21 protein-coding genes are annotated in these 17795 nt (G+C 39.0%); 4 read left to right on the forward strand and 17 right to left on the reverse strand.

The genetic code is table 11. From position 1 onward, the window contains the following. Window positions 1-70: 70 nt before the first annotated feature. The 3 genes from ACIQVU_RS09035 to ACIQVU_RS09045 form a co-directional block, all read right to left on the reverse strand. Window positions 71-1249: a hypothetical protein gene (locus tag ACIQVU_RS09035; RefSeq protein ID WP_402895055.1), complete on the reverse strand. Its 1179-nt coding sequence runs from the start codon at window positions 1247-1249 to the stop codon at window positions 71-73. A gap of 155 nt (window positions 1250-1404) precedes the next feature. After that, window positions 1405-2337 carry a PD-(D/E)XK nuclease family protein gene (locus ACIQVU_RS09040; protein ID WP_340805526.1) on the reverse strand — a complete coding sequence of 311 codons (933 nt, stop codon included), beginning with the start codon at window positions 2335-2337 and terminating at the stop codon, window positions 1405-1407. Further along, window positions 2330-2914 (reverse strand): TetR/AcrR family transcriptional regulator, encoded by a 585-nt coding sequence (locus ACIQVU_RS09045; protein WP_340808566.1) that lies wholly within the window; start codon window positions 2912-2914, stop codon window positions 2330-2332. The genes ACIQVU_RS09040 and ACIQVU_RS09045 overlap by 8 nt, the downstream gene beginning before the upstream one ends. 214 nt (window positions 2915-3128) lie before the next feature. Here ACIQVU_RS09045 and ACIQVU_RS09050 point away from each other — a divergent pair, with 214 nt between their 5' ends. Further along, the gene (locus ACIQVU_RS09050) at window positions 3129-3584 is read left to right on the forward strand and encodes a DsbA family protein (protein ID WP_402895149.1); all 456 of its coding nucleotides are present in this window, start codon (window positions 3129-3131) and stop codon (window positions 3582-3584) included. A gap of 43 nt (window positions 3585-3627) precedes the next feature. On the opposite strand, the gene ACIQVU_RS09055 is transcribed toward ACIQVU_RS09050, so the two are convergent. Beyond that, window positions 3628-4368, reverse strand: coding sequence for a sulfite exporter TauE/SafE family protein (locus ACIQVU_RS09055; protein ID WP_402895060.1), 741 nt, complete (start codon window positions 4366-4368; stop codon window positions 3628-3630). A gap of 92 nt (window positions 4369-4460) precedes the next feature. Here ACIQVU_RS09055 and ACIQVU_RS09060 point away from each other — a divergent pair, with 92 nt between their 5' ends. Beyond that, window positions 4461-4961 carry a DUF1648 domain-containing protein gene (locus tag ACIQVU_RS09060; RefSeq protein ID WP_340805523.1) on the forward strand — a complete coding sequence of 167 codons (501 nt, stop codon included), beginning with the start codon at window positions 4461-4463 and terminating at the stop codon, window positions 4959-4961. A 35-nt stretch (window positions 4962-4996) separates the two neighbouring features. Here ACIQVU_RS09060 and ACIQVU_RS09065 read toward each other — a convergent pair whose 3' ends face one another. The 8 genes from ACIQVU_RS09065 to ACIQVU_RS09100 form a co-directional block, all read right to left on the reverse strand. Next, on the reverse strand, window positions 4997-6214 hold the full coding sequence (locus ACIQVU_RS09065; RefSeq protein WP_340805522.1) for an MFS transporter: 1218 nt from the start codon (window positions 6212-6214) through the stop codon (window positions 4997-4999). A 27-nt stretch (window positions 6215-6241) separates the two neighbouring features. Continuing rightward, complete coding sequence (locus ACIQVU_RS09070; protein ID WP_402895064.1) at window positions 6242-6880, reverse strand: class I SAM-dependent methyltransferase; 639 nt, start codon at window positions 6878-6880, stop codon at window positions 6242-6244. An 18-nt stretch (window positions 6881-6898) separates the two neighbouring features. Beyond that, window positions 6899-7957 (reverse strand): LLM class flavin-dependent oxidoreductase, encoded by a 1059-nt coding sequence (locus ACIQVU_RS09075; RefSeq protein ID WP_402895067.1) that lies wholly within the window; start codon window positions 7955-7957, stop codon window positions 6899-6901. Between the two features lie 12 nt (window positions 7958-7969). Then, window positions 7970-9211 carry an ATP-grasp domain-containing protein gene (locus tag ACIQVU_RS09080; RefSeq protein ID WP_402895069.1) on the reverse strand — a complete coding sequence of 414 codons (1242 nt, stop codon included), beginning with the start codon at window positions 9209-9211 and terminating at the stop codon, window positions 7970-7972. Then, window positions 9208-10422: an ATP-grasp domain-containing protein gene (locus tag ACIQVU_RS09085; protein WP_340805518.1), complete on the reverse strand. Its 1215-nt coding sequence runs from the start codon at window positions 10420-10422 to the stop codon at window positions 9208-9210. The genes ACIQVU_RS09080 and ACIQVU_RS09085 overlap by 4 nt, the downstream gene beginning before the upstream one ends. Window positions 10423-10615: 193 nt before the next feature. After that, window positions 10616-11245 carry a hypothetical protein gene (locus ACIQVU_RS09090; RefSeq protein ID WP_340805517.1) on the reverse strand — a complete coding sequence of 210 codons (630 nt, stop codon included), beginning with the start codon at window positions 11243-11245 and terminating at the stop codon, window positions 10616-10618. A gap of 8 nt (window positions 11246-11253) precedes the next feature. Beyond that, on the reverse strand, window positions 11254-11421 hold the full coding sequence (locus ACIQVU_RS09095; protein WP_340805516.1) for a hypothetical protein: 168 nt from the start codon (window positions 11419-11421) through the stop codon (window positions 11254-11256). Between the two features lie 129 nt (window positions 11422-11550). Then, entirely contained in the window at window positions 11551-11949 is a 399-nt protein-coding gene (locus ACIQVU_RS09100) for a CPBP family intramembrane glutamic endopeptidase (RefSeq protein WP_402895073.1), read from the reverse strand. 339 nt (window positions 11950-12288) lie between these two features. On the opposite strand from ACIQVU_RS09100, the gene ACIQVU_RS09105 reads away from it, so the two are divergent. Together ACIQVU_RS09105 and ACIQVU_RS09110 are read left to right on the forward strand one after the other, a co-directional pair. After that, window positions 12289-12981, forward strand: coding sequence for a class I SAM-dependent methyltransferase (locus ACIQVU_RS09105; RefSeq protein WP_340805513.1), 693 nt, complete (start codon window positions 12289-12291; stop codon window positions 12979-12981). Window positions 12982-13027: 46 nt separating this feature from the next. Next, window positions 13028-13369 (forward strand): VOC family protein, encoded by a 342-nt coding sequence (locus ACIQVU_RS09110; protein WP_340805512.1) that lies wholly within the window; start codon window positions 13028-13030, stop codon window positions 13367-13369. A gap of 92 nt (window positions 13370-13461) precedes the next feature. Here ACIQVU_RS09110 and ACIQVU_RS09115 read toward each other — a convergent pair whose 3' ends face one another. From ACIQVU_RS09115 to ACIQVU_RS09135, 5 genes are all read right to left on the reverse strand, one after another. Beyond that, window positions 13462-13593 carry a hypothetical protein gene (locus tag ACIQVU_RS09115; protein WP_402895080.1) on the reverse strand — a complete coding sequence of 44 codons (132 nt, stop codon included), beginning with the start codon at window positions 13591-13593 and terminating at the stop codon, window positions 13462-13464. A gap of 237 nt (window positions 13594-13830) precedes the next feature. After that, window positions 13831-15054: a GNAT family N-acetyltransferase gene (locus tag ACIQVU_RS09120; protein WP_402895083.1), complete on the reverse strand. Its 1224-nt coding sequence runs from the start codon at window positions 15052-15054 to the stop codon at window positions 13831-13833. Next, window positions 15051-15779: an AAA family ATPase gene (locus tag ACIQVU_RS09125; protein WP_340805510.1), complete on the reverse strand. Its 729-nt coding sequence runs from the start codon at window positions 15777-15779 to the stop codon at window positions 15051-15053. Before ACIQVU_RS09125 ends, ACIQVU_RS09120 begins: the two co-directional genes overlap by 4 nt. Before the next feature lie 514 nt (window positions 15780-16293). Further along, window positions 16294-16650 carry a VOC family protein gene (locus ACIQVU_RS09130; protein ID WP_402895086.1) on the reverse strand — a complete coding sequence of 119 codons (357 nt, stop codon included), beginning with the start codon at window positions 16648-16650 and terminating at the stop codon, window positions 16294-16296. Between the two features lie 195 nt (window positions 16651-16845). Next, the gene (locus ACIQVU_RS09135; RefSeq protein WP_340805508.1) at window positions 16846-17793 is read right to left on the reverse strand and encodes a helix-turn-helix transcriptional regulator; all 948 of its coding nucleotides are present in this window, start codon (window positions 17791-17793) and stop codon (window positions 16846-16848) included. Between the last annotated feature and the right edge of the window lie 2 nt (window positions 17794-17795).

The following is a 17795-nucleotide window of genomic DNA, read 5'->3' on the forward strand; positions in this document are numbered from 1 at the left end:
CTGCCGATACAAAAAAATTGCTGAACCAAGATAAAAAAGTCACACCGATGTCGATGTGACTTGTTAAAGCCTATTGATTAAAATACAAGCCTTTGAGCATAGCGCCTGTTAGCCCCTCAATTGCTCGATGAAGCGCTTGTGTATCCTGCCTTGCAACAGCTACAATGACAGGTCCACTATAGGAGCCGCTTGGTCGATTAATGGCATCTAGCCAATTGACTGTTTGCTGACTGCCTGTCCATGTTAATGGGTATAACCATTGACTTCTATTTGTCGATACTTTCACGCTTGAACCAAAGCCATAAAATTGCTCTGGTATATAATTATGCTTACTATATACGGTCTGGAAACCTTTTGCAATGGCATCTGCCTCTGTCATAAATACAGAGCTTGGTCTAGTAGCAAAGCTCGGTGTATAAACCGTACCATGTGCCATTAATGCTAGTCCTTTACCGTGCCAGCTAATATACCCTGCATCCACATAATTACGTACACTTCCAACATGGCTTAAACGCCCCTCCGTTGTATAGTTCCCGAAATTAATGGCTTTAATATAGTTACCAATATTCGCAATATTGTTTCTAAAAGGATAATCTGTTGGCTGATTAACACCATATTGCTTAAATAAAAAGTCAGAATCTAATGCTAATGCGCCGCCATATAAAGCAACAATATTCACTGAAAATGGTGCATCACCACTTGCGTTTGTCGTTTGGCTTTCCACTACTTGACGGAATGTTTGCGTCATATTATTCACGAGCTTATTGTTATACGTATTATTGAGCCACGACTTTGTATTATTGTATAAGTAATTCACTCTTGTCTGTCTTGTAGCTGTTAAATCAGACATATTGAATTTTTTCACTAAAATAGACGCTGTAAATATTTGAGCAGTGCCTGGGTCTTGGAAGGCATTATTGGCATAATTATTCGCATTTGACGAAACATCTGTATACAATGTATCAATTGCCTGATTTAATTTTGCCAGTGCCGTTGCATATGTGGCATCATTTTTATTTTTTGCCTGAGAAGTATAAACGCTTAAAAAGCCAATATCAATCGCTAAGCGCATATAATGTGAGGTGCTATGATCTGTTCCTAGATGGTTCCCTGCGACAAAGTGTTCATTAAAAACAAGCTTTGAGGCTTCAAAGGCTGAAACCGTGGATGCTGCGGCCTTGACTGGTGTGAGCATTTGTACACTGGCGAAGAAAACAACTGTGATAAACATTATGAATAGCTTTTTCATTCTACGATACTCCTCCTTTATAGTGTTACTTGTTATTATATAAAACCTCATATTTTCCACAATATGTATATGGTATTATCTTTCCAAACTCAACCTACTAAAAATTTACTATTATCGCAAAAAAATAAAGCAAAGGCTCCCCTCTGCTTTTTTTATCAGATTTTACATAATTCCCTAAAATTACAGTTTTGACATTGCCACTTCTCATTTGTTTGCTCAAAATCCTCTAGGTCTACAGGCTCATTAGCAAAAATATCGGCTTGGTATTTTTTCATTTCCAACACGCTATGCTGAAATGTATGGAGTAGATTAGCCATATCAAAATCTGTAAATTGATATTTTTTACGTTTACCCGTTAGCAAATATTCATTATACGCCTCGATTTGCGCCAATGATACACGATATTTTTGCTGCACATAATAAGCATATAGCGCTAATTGCTGGCGGTCATCGTCCGATTCTCCACCTGTTTTCCAGTCGATAATGACCCATTTATCCGTTTGTTCATTATAATAATGAAAATCCATGACAACGAATACTTGGATACCGTCCATTTTCATCGAGCGAAATTGCTCAGGCTCGCCAATGCGTAAGGAGCCTTTATGCGCGGTAATTTCTTGGAATGTTGCACTGCTTAAAAAATGCTTAAATACAAGCTGTAAACGCTCTTTATAGTCTTGAATAACAGCAGGCTGGAGCTTGCCATAGTAGTAAATTTCCTGCATCATATAATATTTCGTTGGCTTTTGTCGCCATTGCTCCGTATAACGTGTTGAGTCAATAAATGCTGCATTTAGCTGTCCTCGCGCATATTGCACTAGCTCCTCTACCGTAGAAGCTGTGCCTGTCTGTAGGTAGTCGTTTATTGCCTGCTCAATAAAGCGATGGACAATTTGCCCAAATAAAATCGGCATTGGCTGGAGCTTTTTTAAACGATAGACATGCTGATGAAAGGGCTCAACATTGTAGCGAAGCCAGCCATTATGTGAAAAATAGTATTCATAGCCATATTTGCGCGCACAGCCTGTCAATGTTTTATGGCGTGATAGCGACCATGAGAAGGTTGGATATGGTGTTACCTCAAACATCCCCATCACCTCCCACATATGAAAGCTCAACCCCACCAAAAATAAACGGGATCGCCTTTTTAATAAACACTTCAGGCGATATATGCATACTATTTTTTCGCCATTCTACTGATGCGCCGTATATCCCCCAGCTTAGCATAGTTGTCGTTCTTTTAACGATGTCATCATCTTTTTCTGCATGCTTTGCAGCTAACAGCTTATCAAAAATAACCTCCAGCTGATCTCTAATGATACGGGCAATCGTATCTTCATAGCCACGATGACAGCGTGATGATAGGGAGCGCTGAAAGTTTGTGATCGCTGTAAAAATACTGATGACTGTTTCTTCATTGAATGTATTTTCAGCCAAAATACGGTGATCTAAATTGATTAAAAACACTTCTGATAGCACTTTTTCTAATAAATCATAAATATCTTCAAAATGTGCATAAAAGGTTGCACGGTTCACCATAGCCTCTGTTGTAATATCTTTAACCGTTATATCTTTCAATTCCTTTTTAGTGGAAAGCTCAATAAATGCATCCATAATAGATTTTCTTGTACGCAACACACGAGGATCGATTTTTTCTTGCGTCATCATGCCCCTCCTACTTTTTCAACAATTTTGCCAATCTGTTGGGTAAACAACATATCTCATCATCTATTGGTATTTTTTTATTTTTATTATTACTACAATAAAGCTAGAAAGCAAATAGAATACGCTAATGAGGAGGCACTTCCATGACTAATAAAAATATGATGTGTGATTTACAAACAGGTATCTGCGATGTTGCTGACGAGGATGACATTTTCTGTTTAATCAAAATGTTTCTGCCTTAGCTGTATTAGCAAATATCGTTGATGCAATGGGGCTTGATAGCAAAGCTATTGTGGAAGAAGCGGAAAGCCCAATTGGTCATAAAATGTTAAACGAGGACTTTGCCCTTGCAGGCAAGCTTGGTGCAAGAGGCTTCCCTACCATCATTATGATTAACGAAGAAAATAAAGGCGTGAAAATTGTTGGCAGTCGCTCGCTCAATATGTATGTACAAGGATTACAGCAAGTGCTTGGCAAAGAGCTACAGCCACAAGAGCCGCCTTCTCTTGCCAATCTACTGACAAAAGAAGAGCTGCTTTTCTCAAAAGAAATCGAGGAAATGTATGAGCTCGACCAAGCTGCTGTGACAGGCTTTGTCAAAGATAACCTTGCAGCAGATGCTTATGCATTCAAAGAAATTCTTGGTGAACATTATATTACAAAAAAATAATGGCACAGCAGGCTGACTTCCTCAATTGTAGTGAAGCCAGCTTTTATAATTGATGGATAAAGTCATAGACAAGCTGCACAATGAGGACAACCGTCACAATGCGTAGCAAGAGCTTCACTTGATTGGCTTTGACCTTTCGTGCTAAGACAATGCCAATTTGTGCGCCAATCACCGAGCCGAGCATTAAAGTCAATGTGAGCGACCATTCAATTTTGCCCGTCGCGATATAGGTAATGGCTGCCCCTGCGCACATTGCAAAGACGCCAATACGTGATAGCCCTACTGCTTTTATATAAGCAATCTTTTCATGTGCATATGTATAAAGTGCCAGCGTGGTACTGCCAGGGCCAAACATCCCGTCATAAATCCCTACGCCAAGCAAAATTGAGCCATTTTTCCGATTCATCACAAAGCGCTCTTGATTCCCAAAATCCGCTCCCCCCATAAAGGATATTACAAGGGCAAAGCCTAATAACAGAATAGCAGTTAGCGTTAATGCCTGACTGCTCATCAATGAGGCAACAAGCCCACCACAAGTACCGCCAATTAAAGACACTAGTAAAACCGCCCGCATTTCTGCCCACACCAGTTCTTTTCTACGATAAATCGTATAAAAGCTTGAGAAAGCACTGACCATATTGGACACCTTGTTTGCACCAATTGCCGAATGAACAGGCACACCCATCAGCAGCATTATTGGTAGCGTAATTAAGCCACCGCCTCCCACCAATGTACCAATAATATTGCCAATAATGCCAATGACTAAAAATAATAAGTATTCCATGCTATCCTTCTTTCTCTCATCCAAAAGCGGTCATTCTATGATACAGTATAACAGATTGCTATTTTGAATGAGGATGGAAATGAGGGACATAGATGCAGCACCAACAAAAAACACCTACACCACGCTTTTGTCACCAGCTCACAATCATCGTAGTTATTATTTTTTTCGCTGGTATTACAGCAACACTCATCCAATATCATAAGCTTCCTGCCACAATCCCTGTTTTACAAAGCTTTACAAGTGACCATGCCCAGCTTGGTCCTAAAATAGCTATTTTTTATTTACCCTTTGTTGCCCTTATGCTTTTTTTACTGTTGCACTATTTAGAGCTAAAAGCAGCTTATCCTGTGCTGCGTCGCAACAAGTCACCGCTTTCACATAAGCAGCGACAAAACGGCATTATCACATTTTGTCTAATAAAAAATAGTATTTTACTATACTTTACCTACTCTCTTTTCAATGACCTCACCATCGCCCTTGGTCGTGACCGTATTTTACAGCAGTGGCATGCCTATCTATTTTTAGTGCTACTATGCGGCATCTTGAGCATAGGTATTGTGCGCGGGCTTTTATTGGATAAAAAAGACGTATGACAGTATAACACCTTCATACGTCTAATCCTCTATTTTTAGTTTTTCTGCTCAATTGTTCTTGTTTGATAAAAGCATAGCAGGCTAAATAACACCAATATCAACAAATACACATAGCCCATTCTAGCTCCGATAGTATCCAAAGAAAGTGTAAAGATGGCTATAAAGATTACGCGAATAACAAGCGCAATCATATCAATAGAGGTAATCACCCTGCCCATAAGCTCCTGTGGGACTGTTTTCATAAAAATCGTTTGACTTAAAAGTCGAGTAGTGGCAACAGTCCAGCCAAGATAGCCATAAAAAGCAATAAAGCTCCATTTATTGGATGTCATAATCATTCCTATCATTACGATAGCAAAGAGTGCTGTATTTATAATAAGAAAATTGACAGGCGTAATCTTGCTAGCAATATACATCATAAGCATTCCAGATAGAAAGGCCCCAATGGCATACGTAAATTCAGCAGTAGAAAAAACACTAACATTTTCCTGTAAGCCTATTTTTATATAGACAGGCGCTAAATAATTACTAACCATTAACATAATAAAGGGCATAAAAGAGGATACACCAAAAAAGAATAATAGCTTATGTTGCATTAAATAGTTAAAGCCTGTCGATAAATCAACCCACCAATTGTTATGCTCCTTTTTCCTGCCGCCTTCCCTACTTGCCCCTGTTTTCTTCGTTGATTGAATTTGCATAGAGAAAATAACCGCAATCAAATATGTAAAAGCCGTTATAAATAATACAATATTCAAATCATAGTTGGTTAATAAAATACCAGCCAAAGCCCCTGCCAGCATTTGCGTTACTTGTATTTGTACTTCTAGTGTACTATTCACCTTTTGGTATTCATGCGCGCTAAAAATTTCTTGCACTAATGCGGACTGTGAAGGAAAATGTATTTGCGATAATGTCATCGATGAAATATACATAATCGTTAATAATATATAAGAAGTGCCCGAAAGTATATCCATAATAGCAAACACTAAAAATACGAATGAGCCGATAATATTTTCAAGCACTAAAATGTTTTTTCTCGGAAATCTGTCTATAATAATGCCCACGTTTGGTCCTAGCACTAACATCAAAAACGTAGAAATTAACATAATAATACCTAGTGGACTAGCCATATCATTTTTGGACACCGCATACCAAGCGATTCCTATAAGTGTCATCCCTCTTCCAACACTGGAAAATAAATTAGCCATCACTATATTTCTTAAATTGCTATTTTTTATTAAACTAATCAATTAACGATATCCACCTTGTTTATTTTTTCAAGCATGAACAGCTTCTAGTAGCCAAACGTATTGATTTTTTTGGGTAAACGTAGCTTTAAATCCACTGTCCTCGAAAATACTTGTCATGCTGGCAAGTGTTTCATAATATTCCTCTGTTAAATCCCTAACAACATTCAAACGCTGCTGCTCTTGTGCATCGTTTATTGCTTGTTGATAGGCTGCCTCATTTTCAAATAACACATCCGCAAAGACAATATTGCCATCAGGTGAGAGCGTATGCTTAAATCTAGCAAGTGCTATTTTTTTACTTTCTGCTGTTAAATGATGAAAGGCATATGTACTCACAATGCTATTAATTTTTATAATGGGCTCTTCATACCGATCAAAATCTCCATCTACTATCACTGCTTGAGAAAGCTTCTTGCTAGCTTGTGCTCTCATAGCTGGCGATGGATCAACTCCGATAACGGTTAACCCTCTATCTAGCAATTTTATCGTTAAATTTCCTGTTCCAACCCCAAATTCTAAAACACCATCTTGTGCCTTTTCTGCAACGGCTGTCAGCATTTCCTCATAATTTTCAAAAAACGCAGAATACTCATTCTCCCCACCCTGAACAGTGCGATCATATGTTATTGCCCATTCATCAAATACTGGAAGAAATTCCTTCCCCATCTAACTCATCTCCTTTATTTAAACGTTTGCAAGCTCTTTTTTTAGTAAATGAATAACCTTCCCAACATTTTCTACTTCTTTCCGATAAGGATAGCCTGTTAAGCTAAAATATTCGACGCCAATGTCGATATAGTCTGCTATTTTATTGGCTACCTCTTCATAGGACCCATAAATGGTTGCTACAGGGCCTGTTCTTACTTGTGCTAGGCCTGCCCAAACATTGCGGTCAATCATAAAATCATTGCTTGCTAAATCCTCAAATTTTCGATTTCCTAATGCTAAATGCTGACGATAGTAGGCTCTCGTTTGCTGTAAGCTTTCATCGGATGCATGTAAAATCATCTTGTGGCAATCGTTTAAAGCTTCCTCAGTAGTTGCCCTAGCAACGATATTCACACCCATCCCCACTTTAATCGTGCGCTGATGGTGCACACGAGCATAGCTTTTAGCCGCTTCAATATACGCTTTTATATTGTCTATGCTATCGCCAAAGGTCATATAGTAATCAAAAAATTCGCCTGCTAAACGCATGGCAAATTCCCCACCACTTACGAATAAAGGGAGCTCAAAGGACTGATGGATAGGATTGATAGACGCATTTTTGTAAATATAATGCTCATCTTCGTAATTATGGAATCCATTCGCATGCAGTAACTCCGTGAAGCTTTTTGCAAAGCTATACATTCTATTTTGCAAAAACGCCAAGCTATCTGCGGGATACCCTTGTGCCAATGCATCATTGACAGTACCTTGCACTAAATTTAGCTTTACCCGATTCGTATTATTATCCAATGTTTTTAACATTGTTCCTAATACTTGAGGCGTTGTAATACCGGGGCGATAGGCGATAACCGTATTTATTTTACTCGTATTTTGTAAAATAAAGGATGCAGTTATAATGGAGTCCATACAGCGTGGGTCTATTGGAATTAAAATATCATCAAAACCCATTGCTTCTGCATCCTTTGCAATGTTAATAATACTGCTAATACTTGCTTCTTCAGATGGTGTTGCTGAACAAACATATTCAAAATCTCCTGAAGTTGGAGCAAACCAACAAAACTTTACATCCCTCAACATGAACCCCTCCTACATGAAATCATAATGATAGCTGACTTCCTTCGTAATAATATTGATTGTGGCGATTACACCCTCCATGCTTTCATCCTCAATATAAAATTTAGCAAGATATGCAAAGGGATGTAGCACGTGATAGGTTACTTTCTCCCCCGGTCCTACTATACTGGAACCTATAATATTATTAGGCAATGCGTTTAGCCCTTCTATACTACGTATTGTTATATCCCTTTTTTCAGGTAAAGGTACTAGCAGCATTGCAGATACTTTAGCTGGAGCAGCTAAGGCTCTTTTGGCAAGCGCTTTTTGACAATCAAAGTCATAACTTTCTTTTACAACATCAAAATGGTGAACACGCTCGATCAATTCTGTAATACTGCCTCCCGGATACCTGCCTGCCATTTCTAAAAATATAAACCCATCATGTGAATCAAAAGCTTCCAAATGGAACACTAATGAATTTATCTCTAAAATCGCTAAAATTGCTTTGACATACGCCTCGGCTTGCTCATATAAAGCAGCATCATTTGGTAAAATGGTCGCTAGGTTCTCCTTATGCTCAACAAAGCTATAACAATTTCCAAGCTTTTTAGCAACAGATAAAAATTTCATCTCCCCGTGCTGAACAATGCCATCGATATTGATAATAGGAGAATCAATAAACTCCTCAATCATCACCTTCTCTTCAGAATGAAATAAATTTTCTGTATGTACTACTAAATCCTCATAATTATTCGCAATAAGCACTCCTTGACTGCCCGCTTGATTCATTGGTTTAATAACAGCCTTGGCGCAAGTGCTTAAGTAGGATTGAATAATGCTCTGATAATTTTCAGGAGATAGCTCGCTATATTTTGGCGTAGCTAATCCCCCTTCCTCTAGTAAATTCTTCATAGTCATTTTATTGCGTAGCACATAAGCTTTATCTTCCGTTAAACCATTAATATGATATTTACTTCTAATAATGGCGGCTGGTAACACGGTATGCTCGTAAGTCGTCACAACATAGTCAATGGTGCCTTCTTTTGCAAGGATACGATCCACGATTGCCAGAATTTCCGCAATATTATTTTCAAAACATGCAACATCAAAGCCTGCTGGCGTATAGACACTATAAAAATCAATGATTTCCTTTAGTTCCGCTGGAGCCTCTGCCAGCTCCTCCTCTGAAGTAATAACAAAGTATTGATGCTCTTTAAAATTCAGATATTTTTTAATGCTTAAAATATCTCCTAATACTAAAATATTGTTCATAAGTGCTTACTCCCTACTGCATCTACCGACAATCTAAATCTATTGCGTATAGCTACCATTCTATTCGTTAATGCTTCCTGTGTATCGCCAATAATCGTAAAGTCAGCGATGGAGGAAATTGAACTATTAGCAGCAGTTAACCGTTCTCCCTCTTTAGCATGGATATTTTTATAGGTAATCCAATCATCATCAAATTCAGCTTCAGCACTAATCTCCGCTACAACCCCCTCCTTTTGATGGATAATAAGGAAGCCTGATAAAATATCCTTTTTGGGAGGTAGCTGTAAAGGCTCACCTAACTGTAATCGAATAGAGCATTCCGCTATATCTACTCCATATACATTGTCGATGGAGGGAATAATTCCACCGCCGCCTGGACGTGCTGCAATTTCGCAAAAAACAATTTGTCCATCTGGCTGAACAAAAGCCTCTAAATGAGTAACCCCGTTTTCATATGCCAAAGCATGAATAACCTCTTTATTAAATTGCTGTAAGCGCTCTTGTAGCTCTCCCTGATCAATCATGACAGACCCTAAGTAGCCATCCGTATGAAAGTTCAAAGTAGAATTCAAATATTTACTGACAGAACACATTCGAATATTGCCATTTTCAATAATGGCATCGCAATGATACATATCCCCAAAAATAAATGCCTCTATTTCGAAGTTATCATTAAAAATCGGCTCTTGTATGCTCTCTATATCGTGAACGCTTGCAATCTCATAGGTGTTCTTTGTACCAGTGCCATCTATCGGCTTAATAATCGATTTTCCATATTGCTGAAAAAATTCGATAGCCTCTAATCGACTTTTCAATAGCTTAGCCTCAGGAACCTTTATATTTTTTGCTCGTAAAATATTTTTCATATACATTTTATCTCTAAATCTTCGCGTTTCCTCCACGTTTAAACCCTGAGAAATGTTGCAAAGCTCTCTTATTCTTGCAGCAGTGTACATATAGCGCTCGGTATTATTGATAACTCTTGTAAATGCATATGTAGCATGCAAATGTTTAATCGTATCATTTAGCTCTTCCTCATTTGACAGATCACATTCCAGTGCTACCTTATAACGATCCTTAGGAAAATCTAGTGGAACCCCTTTTTCCTGAAGAATAATGACATCCACATTGTCGAAAGGATAGCCAGCAGATGCATAAATCCAATAAGGAAATCTGTTTAGTAATAAAACACTTTCTTTTGTAGGCTTCATTGTACCCTCCAAATTTTAGAAAAATTAACAGCAACAGATTCCATATTACTACCAAAATTAAGAAAAAACAACCATTTTCTATAAAATTACCATGTAAAATAACAACAATTAAGGGAGCCATAGTTATTGAAAACTAGACAAAAAAATGCCAAGAACTTTGCTTACACAAGGTTCCTGACATTTGTATAAATCTCTATGCTTTAAGCGCTTGCTCCATTTGCTGAAAATTATGGATTAAGCTATATTTTTGGATGCCACGAGCTTGCCCAATGCTAGCATCCGCAAAGCGACGAAACATTGCCTGATCCTTTAACGTATAGGCATAGATCGCCTCAATCGCTGGCTGCATCCATGGCTGTGTCAGCTTATCACTACGCATATCAGCCGTTCTGCCCTCCAGCGCCGCAATATAGCAATAAGCATAGCTCGATAACGGCTCTTTTTGAATTTGCTGTGCAGCGACCTTTGCCGCACTCAAATTTTCCTCCAGAATTGCCTTAACAAATTGATAGTTATACTTAATGGCTGGCTGTTTATAATGCTGGATAATGACATTCAATGCGTGAAGCTGCTCCTCCTTTGTGCCATAGGCCATAGCATAAAGCCCTCCAAAAATAGGCTCCTTGTGACGACGCTTCACCAATTGATCCACCAGCTTCATATTATTGGTGCGAAAGACAATATGTATATGGCGATAGATGACTGCAAGCGCAATCACCACAAATAGCCCAAGTGCAATGGACAAATGTACACCTGCCATTGCTAGCCCTACCCCTAATAGCATAATCGCTAAATAAAATAATGTTAACCGAACAATTCGCATAATGCCTCCTACTGTAATTTTTTACGCATCTTTCGTGCAAATAGAAAGCCTGCTCCTAAAAAGAAAATAAAGAGCATTACCTTCATAATAGGAATAAGAACGAACTTACTAACAAGCACAACAACAACAATATAATAGACAGCCATTGCTAACGTAAACAGTGTAAGCTTACTCATAAGACCCCCTGCTTTCTAGTTTCTCAGCATCACTAAGCTCCCTTCCATTATGCAAGTGCCCACCAAGAATTGCAAATGCATTCTAGGCGTTAAAACATGGCCATACTAGCCGCTAAAAAATTTGCCATGCTATGAGCTTGTCAAAATAGAGCCGCCTGATAGTCGCTTATTTAGCCAGCCCATTATATAGCCAGCTAGTGCTGTTAGCAGTATCACTAGAAGCACAGCAAGGGCAGGCAGCGCTAACCATAATAGTGCACCATGGATACAGCCGAAAAGAAGGCTTTGCATGATATTGCCCATCTGAACCCCAAACGACTGCGCTAATCTTTTTAACAAAAAGCCACGGAAAAAAAGCTCCTCTGATAAACCTGTTTGAACTACTGCATAAAGCAGAGCTGGTAAAATTGCAGCGACACCAAGACCAGCAAATTGATTGGCTGCTAATAAGGAATCGTCAATATAGAAAAAGATAAAAATATTCATAGATACAACTAAAAGAGCCTTGGATAGCAGTAAGAAAGTCATATACGTTCCTTTATGCCTGATAATCGGCTTGCGAAAACCTAGCTATGCCTGAAAGGGCTCTTTATTTCTTGCAGTAAAAAACCACCAAATAAATGGTATAACTGCAAATAATAGAACTTGTAGAATGGCACTCACCATCATTGTCCCTCCTATTTCTTCGTTACGATAAGCATAAATGATAATCATTAAATTATGTATCTTTAAGATTAAATACTATATGTTTGACAATACATTTATCCATACTATTATAGTGTTTTTACTTTGTGATTTTCGTTATTTTTCTGTATACTCAATTACGGACATTAAGGATCTATAATATATGTATTGGAGGCAATATTCATGATTCAGGATACAACACAGCTTGTCAATAAATCACAGGCATATGAGAAAAATACACGCATTTCCGTGCCAGGGTATGATACATTATTTACAATGACAGAGGCATATTTGCGCGCGCAATTAGGGGAGCAACAGGCTTCGCTGCTTATTATAGGCGCTGGCGGTGGCAATGAGCTTACCGCATGGGGGCAGTCTAATCCCAACTGGTCCTTTACTGGGGTTGATCCATCAGAGGAAATGCTGCAAATCGCTTCTTATAAGGCGACACAGCTTGGCTTAGAGAGCCGTGTGCAGCTTATTCAAGGTACTATTGAGCAGTTGCCAGCAGCAACGAGCAAGTTTGATGCGGCTAGCTGTATTTTAGTGCTGCACTTTATTGAACAGTGGCAGGAAAAATTAGCGTTGCTGCAAACTATTCATAGGCAATTAAAGCCCGGTAAGCCCTTTGTCCTTGTGAGTGCCTATGGACAGCGAGATAGTGAGGAGCTGCAAGATCGCATTAAAATATGGCAAAGCTTCTTTTTAAATGTTGGCTATCGTCCTGAGAAAGTGGCGGATATGGGCAAGGTCATTCTGAATATTTCCTTTATAACAGATCAGCAAATCGAACAATTATTGCGTGAAGCAGGCTTTCACCATATTACTCGCTTTTTCACTTCAGGTCTTTTCGCAGGCTGGATGTGCCATACCTAAGCTAATAAGGCACTCCCCCCAATACTATTCCAAACAGAGGTGCACGATGAAATTAAATCACTTAAATTTAACAGTCAATGATGTGGATGCCACACGTCAATTTTTAGAAACCTATTTTGATATGATATGCGTTGGCAGCCGTGGCAAAAGCTTTGCCGCTATGTTGGATGACCAACAATTTGTTTTAACATTAATGAAAGGAAAAGATGTGCAATACCCAGCTACCTTTCATATTGGTTTCCCACAGGACAGTAGGGCAAAGGTGGATGCTATCAATAAGCGCTTAAAAAATGATGGCTATAAGGTGAATACCCCTATTGAATCCCATGGCTATACATTTTATGTCCAAGCACCGGGGAGCTTTACCATTGAAGTGTTAGCAGAGTAGTGCTGCTGTAATTTCACCAATAAATATTATAATAATAAACGCTTTGATCATTGGTCATGCCAAGCTTGCTATAGAGCTTTTATGCCTATCTATTATCTAGCATCATGGAGCGCATTCTCCTGCTGACAATAGCCATAGTATTGCTCCGTTAAAGCTTGTGCGACTCCTTGCTGTCTTGCATGTGGTGCAACAAATAAATCATTTAAGACAAAGGCTTTTTTCATGGCTACGGCGGAAAGGGTTGGATAGAGCTATGCAAAGCCCACAGCCTCCTCCCCATGATAAGCAAGAAAAATAATTGGACAAGCATAGCACCATGGTGTCAAGGTATATCCAACAAGCCCATTTTTCCACCATCAGCCACATACAGAGCCAATGCTACAACTAGGGTTTAGTAAGATAACATATAGACATTAGCAAAGGAGTTCAGCTATTAAAGAAGGCTTGGGCATCAACACTGTTTAAAAATAATCAATAAACGTTGGAATACCTACAGGTAGCACTGCCTCTAACAGCACAATATCCTCGGCACGCCCCTGTAAGCGTTCGATTTTTTCTAAATAGCTTGGTCGTTTATAGCCTAGTAGCATTGTAGCAAGTGTTTGCACCGTTAAATGGACGGCATCATTGCCTAGTGCCTCACTTACCTTTTGAACCGCTAGCTTGCCATCCTTCATCTTCACAATAAACGTGCCATTATTCCATGCAATAACGCGGTCATTCACAGCAAGCTGTAGCTGAAAATCATGGCCGCTAAATGGATAGCGCAATAAAAACTCTTTAACATCGACAATTCTCGCCATAAAATAAGGCGAAACCTTTTGAATAATTTCACTATCCTCTAATAAAAATGCCACCGCTTCATTGCCCGTCGTTTTGCCGTAAACATTGTAAATCATCGAGCTATGTGCAGACACAAAATTCCATAAACCTTTCCGTGCCTCCTCCTGCAAATAAACGATTTCATCAATATAATAATTTTCCTCCATAATACGATAAAACAAATAGCCCTGCGGTGTGTCCTCTTCATCATAGTAAACCGCTGCTTGAAGATTGACATCACTATCAATAAATTTTTCCTCCCAGAAATCCTCCTGAAATTTTTCATTCCAAGCAATACTATTTCGCACCATGACACCATGTGTTTTTTTGGCATAGCGCGCATAAATTGCTACAACATCCTCATGCCTTGGGTTGACACGTCGAATTTTTCCAGAAAGACCTGCATAATGTGGTAGCTGTGTATCCTTCACCTGAAATTCCACAATATCGCTCATAATTTCCCAGCCCTTTTTACGATAATAGGGAATTGAGTATGGAAATAAATAAGATATATATTGCCCCTCTGCACGCATCCGCTGCAAGCTCTCAATAATTAAGCCCTCCATTAAGCCATGACCCGAATACTCTGGGTACGTGCCTACCGCTGTAATCCCACCCATTTCATAAATTTTTCCATGGACATTGACCTCAAAGGGTAGGCTTAAAATTTGGGATACAAGCTGTGAGCCATCAAACCAGCCGATTGCATGCCCCTCATTAAATTGCCTGCTTTTCGCATTAACAAAGCGACGATCCTTATGAATGGACATCGACATTTGAAAGACATAATTGAGCAAATCAATGGATTGTGCCATTTCATCTAATCGAATATCGCGCATAACTAAGCCTTTTCGTTGATTCATAATTCCCTCTCCTCATCAAATAACTCGCGTAAAATACTGTCAGGTGCATCTAAAAAGCGCTTCGTAACGATATAATGAATCGTTTCCTCATAGCGAATTGCTTCAATTTCGCCGTTATCAAAACTATAAATCGTCGCATTCGGATAGCCAAGTAAAATGGGTGAATGTGTGGCAATAATAAATTGTGCCTCATGCTCCAAGTCTTTCATAATTTTCAGCAGGCTAAGCTGTCTTGTAGGGGACAATGCCGCCTCAGGCTCATCTAATAAATAGATCGCCTTGCCTCTAAAGCGATTCATAAATAACGATAAAAATGATTCTCCATGCGATTGATGGTGCAATGATTTCCCTCCAAAAGCGGCATATTTATTTGGATGCTCTAACGAATCAATATGACTGGCAAATTGATAAAAGGTTTCTGAGCGTAGGAAAAAGCCATTTGAAATTTTCGGCATCCATGATAGACGAATATATTCCCCCAGTGAAGCCTCTGCCTTATGTACTTCGTATAAATTTTGACGACCACCACCCGCTGTATTAAAATCGCAGCGATCTGCAATCGCCTCAAGCAATGTTGATTTCCCTGAACCATTTTCCCCTACAAAGAATGTAACATTTGTCGGGAACTCCAGCTCCTCTAAATGCTGTAGGCTCGGAATGTTAAATGGATAAACCCCTTTCGTTGGAATTGTATGCTGCAATACCTTACATGATTTTAAATACATAATACTGCCTCCTTTCTTTTATTATAACGAACTTTAACAGCGCTGAAACAAAAGCACCCTCTCCAATTTCCACCCTCAAAACCTATGAAATATTTCCTGAGAAATAAATAAAAAATATGTCGAAAGTTGCAGTTACCATATGTAAAATCATGTCATATTTTTGATTTTTTTATAAACTAAGTGAATGTTGACCTCCTTTCTCCTGAATGATTAAGTGATTTCCATATAGACTTTATTTAGCAGGGCTTTGTTTATTGATTATCTTTGATAAAAATGTTGCCTCTATCTTTTTTCTTTTTGAGAGGGTTGCCTCATTATTATGATCACTTAGAGTTCCTTTTAGTGTCACTTTAGAAGCTAATTTGCATCTATTTTAATGATTTTTTGCACTATAAGTAAATAAAAAAAGCCCAATTTCTCAGTATTAAAACTGAGAAATTAAACTTTTTTCGTTGTCCACAATCGCGCCCTTTAATGGCAAAACATTTTTATCTTTGTACAAACTAATGAGGATTTATCCGTGAAGAGTAATATAATATCCATCAGGATCTTCTACTGTAAACACTTTACCAAAGGGACTATCTGCTAAACCCTTAACAATCTTCACTTTTTTACCACGCACTTCATCATATCGTTTTTCCACGTCAAGAACGGAAAACCAAAGTGCGACTCCCCATCCAAGTTTGCCTGCTTTGTCCAAATCAACCAAAGGTTTTCTAATGGCAAAAGAAGCGCTCTTTTCATTTTTAAAGATATAGGCTTCTGGATTTTCATTTTCAATTTCAAAACCAAGAGTATTCTGATAAAATTCACGTGATTTTTCAAGCTCCCTTACCTGAATTGATAAAAAGTCGAGTTGAGGTGTAGCCATGTATTCCATCTCCTTAAATATTTATTGTGTGCTATATTGGCATTTTGTCTTTTGAACGATTTCATTCTAAATAAACGATACAATTTCGTATCTTATCATCTCTCCAACCAATGTAAGATATACTACTTCGCATTTCTCTCACTCCTTTAGGCTTACTTACCCAGATTATAAAATAACGCTACTGACAACGGTATGTCAGTAGCGTTTTAACATTTTTTTGGCTTCCTCACGAATTCGATTTCGAAACGATTCAGGCTCCAACACTATCACACCCGCTCCCCAGCCAAGCACCCATTGCAACACTTCGTCCAGTTGACGAACGCGTATGAACACATCCAATCCATCTTGATGCTCTACCATATCCTCTATGTAATAATAGTTAGATTCCTTCACCTTATCTGCGATCTCAAGATTAAATCGGAGACGAACCAGTAAGTGCCGATCATCCGCAGGAGTATAATCTCTAAAGTTAAAGTGTGCCGGTATTTTAAATCGTTCTTCCAGATCGATAAGTTCCGTCATTCTGGATAATCGGAAATGGCGAATGTCTCCGCGCAGATCACAATAGGCCACGAGCATCCACGAGCCTTGAACGAGCACCAATCCATAGGGCGCAACAGTACGAACACTATGGCGATTCCCCTCAGAATCCGCAAGTCCTTTTACATATTGAAAGCCAATCTTTCGCTTGTCTAATATCGCCTGACGGATCTTTTCTAGATATTCCTTTTCTTTTGACGGCATGGCCTGTTTATCGGAATTGAGCAAGCGCATAGCGTTGCGTACACGAGATGTTTCATTGCGAACGTTTTCCGGTAGAATGATCTCGAGTTTGCTGCGAGCGTCTTGCGCCTTGACGCGATAATCATCATCAAATCGTTGTTCAATAAAGTCTGTTCCAATCAGCAAGCTCACGGCTTCCGGTACCGTGAAACTGATCGGTGGCAGGAAATAGCCTTCCATCAGGGAATATCCTGTACCAGGTGCTCCTATGATCGGCACGCCCGCTTCACTCAGCGCCTCCATGTCACGATAAATGGTCCGCACACTAGTTTCAAATAGGGCTGACAAATCTTCGGCTCGTACAACTTCTTTACGTTGCAGCTCCAGCACGATGGCAAATAATCGGTCTGTTTTGTTCATTG

This window comes from Lysinibacillus sp. NPDC098008, assembly GCF_044760715.1.
Taxonomy (GTDB): domain Bacteria; phylum Bacillota; class Bacilli; order Bacillales_A; family Planococcaceae; genus Lysinibacillus.

What these genes read in the sequence shown, in the direction of transcription:
- ACIQVU_RS09035 (WP_402895055.1), bottom strand. Translation starts at nt 1,249, where the DNA reads ATGAAAAAGCTATTCATAATGTTTATCACAGTTGTTTTCTTCGCCAGT.
- ACIQVU_RS09040 (WP_340805526.1), bottom strand. Translation starts at nt 2,337, where the DNA reads ATGTTTGAGGTAACACCATATCCAACCTTCTCATGGTCGCTATCACGC.
- ACIQVU_RS09045 (WP_340808566.1), bottom strand. Translation starts at nt 2,914, where the DNA reads ATGACGCAAGAAAAAATCGATCCTCGTGTGTTGCGTACAAGAAAATCT.
- ACIQVU_RS09055 (WP_402895060.1), bottom strand. Translation starts at nt 4,368, where the DNA reads ATGGAATACTTATTATTTTTAGTCATTGGCATTATTGGCAATATTATT.
- ACIQVU_RS09060 (WP_340805523.1), top strand. Translation starts at nt 4,461, where the DNA reads ATGCAGCACCAACAAAAAACACCTACACCACGCTTTTGTCACCAGCTC.
- ACIQVU_RS09070 (WP_402895064.1), bottom strand. Translation starts at nt 6,880, where the DNA reads ATGGGGAAGGAATTTCTTCCAGTATTTGATGAATGGGCAATAACATAT.
- ACIQVU_RS09080 (WP_402895069.1), bottom strand. Translation starts at nt 9,211, where the DNA reads ATGAACAATATTTTAGTATTAGGAGATATTTTAAGCATTAAAAAATAT.
- ACIQVU_RS09085 (WP_340805518.1), bottom strand. Translation starts at nt 10,422, where the DNA reads ATGAAGCCTACAAAAGAAAGTGTTTTATTACTAAACAGATTTCCTTAT.
- ACIQVU_RS09090 (WP_340805517.1), bottom strand. Translation starts at nt 11,245, where the DNA reads ATGCGAATTGTTCGGTTAACATTATTTTATTTAGCGATTATGCTATTA.
- ACIQVU_RS09095 (WP_340805516.1), bottom strand. Translation starts at nt 11,421, where the DNA reads ATGAGTAAGCTTACACTGTTTACGTTAGCAATGGCTGTCTATTATATT.
- ACIQVU_RS09100 (WP_402895073.1), bottom strand. Translation starts at nt 11,949, where the DNA reads ATGACTTTCTTACTGCTATCCAAGGCTCTTTTAGTTGTATCTATGAAT.
- ACIQVU_RS09105 (WP_340805513.1), top strand. Translation starts at nt 12,289, where the DNA reads ATGATTCAGGATACAACACAGCTTGTCAATAAATCACAGGCATATGAG.
- ACIQVU_RS09110 (WP_340805512.1), top strand. Translation starts at nt 13,028, where the DNA reads ATGAAATTAAATCACTTAAATTTAACAGTCAATGATGTGGATGCCACA.
- ACIQVU_RS09115 (WP_402895080.1), bottom strand. Translation starts at nt 13,593, where the DNA reads ATGAAAAAAGCCTTTGTCTTAAATGATTTATTTGTTGCACCACATGCA.
- ACIQVU_RS09120 (WP_402895083.1), bottom strand. Translation starts at nt 15,054, where the DNA reads ATGAATCAACGAAAAGGCTTAGTTATGCGCGATATTCGATTAGATGAA.
- ACIQVU_RS09125 (WP_340805510.1), bottom strand. Translation starts at nt 15,779, where the DNA reads ATGTATTTAAAATCATGTAAGGTATTGCAGCATACAATTCCAACGAAA.
- ACIQVU_RS09130 (WP_402895086.1), bottom strand. Translation starts at nt 16,650, where the DNA reads ATGGCTACACCTCAACTCGACTTTTTATCAATTCAGGTAAGGGAGCTT.
- ACIQVU_RS09135 (WP_340805508.1), bottom strand. Translation starts at nt 17,793, where the DNA reads ATGAACAAAACAGACCGATTATTTGCCATCGTGCTGGAGCTGCAACGT.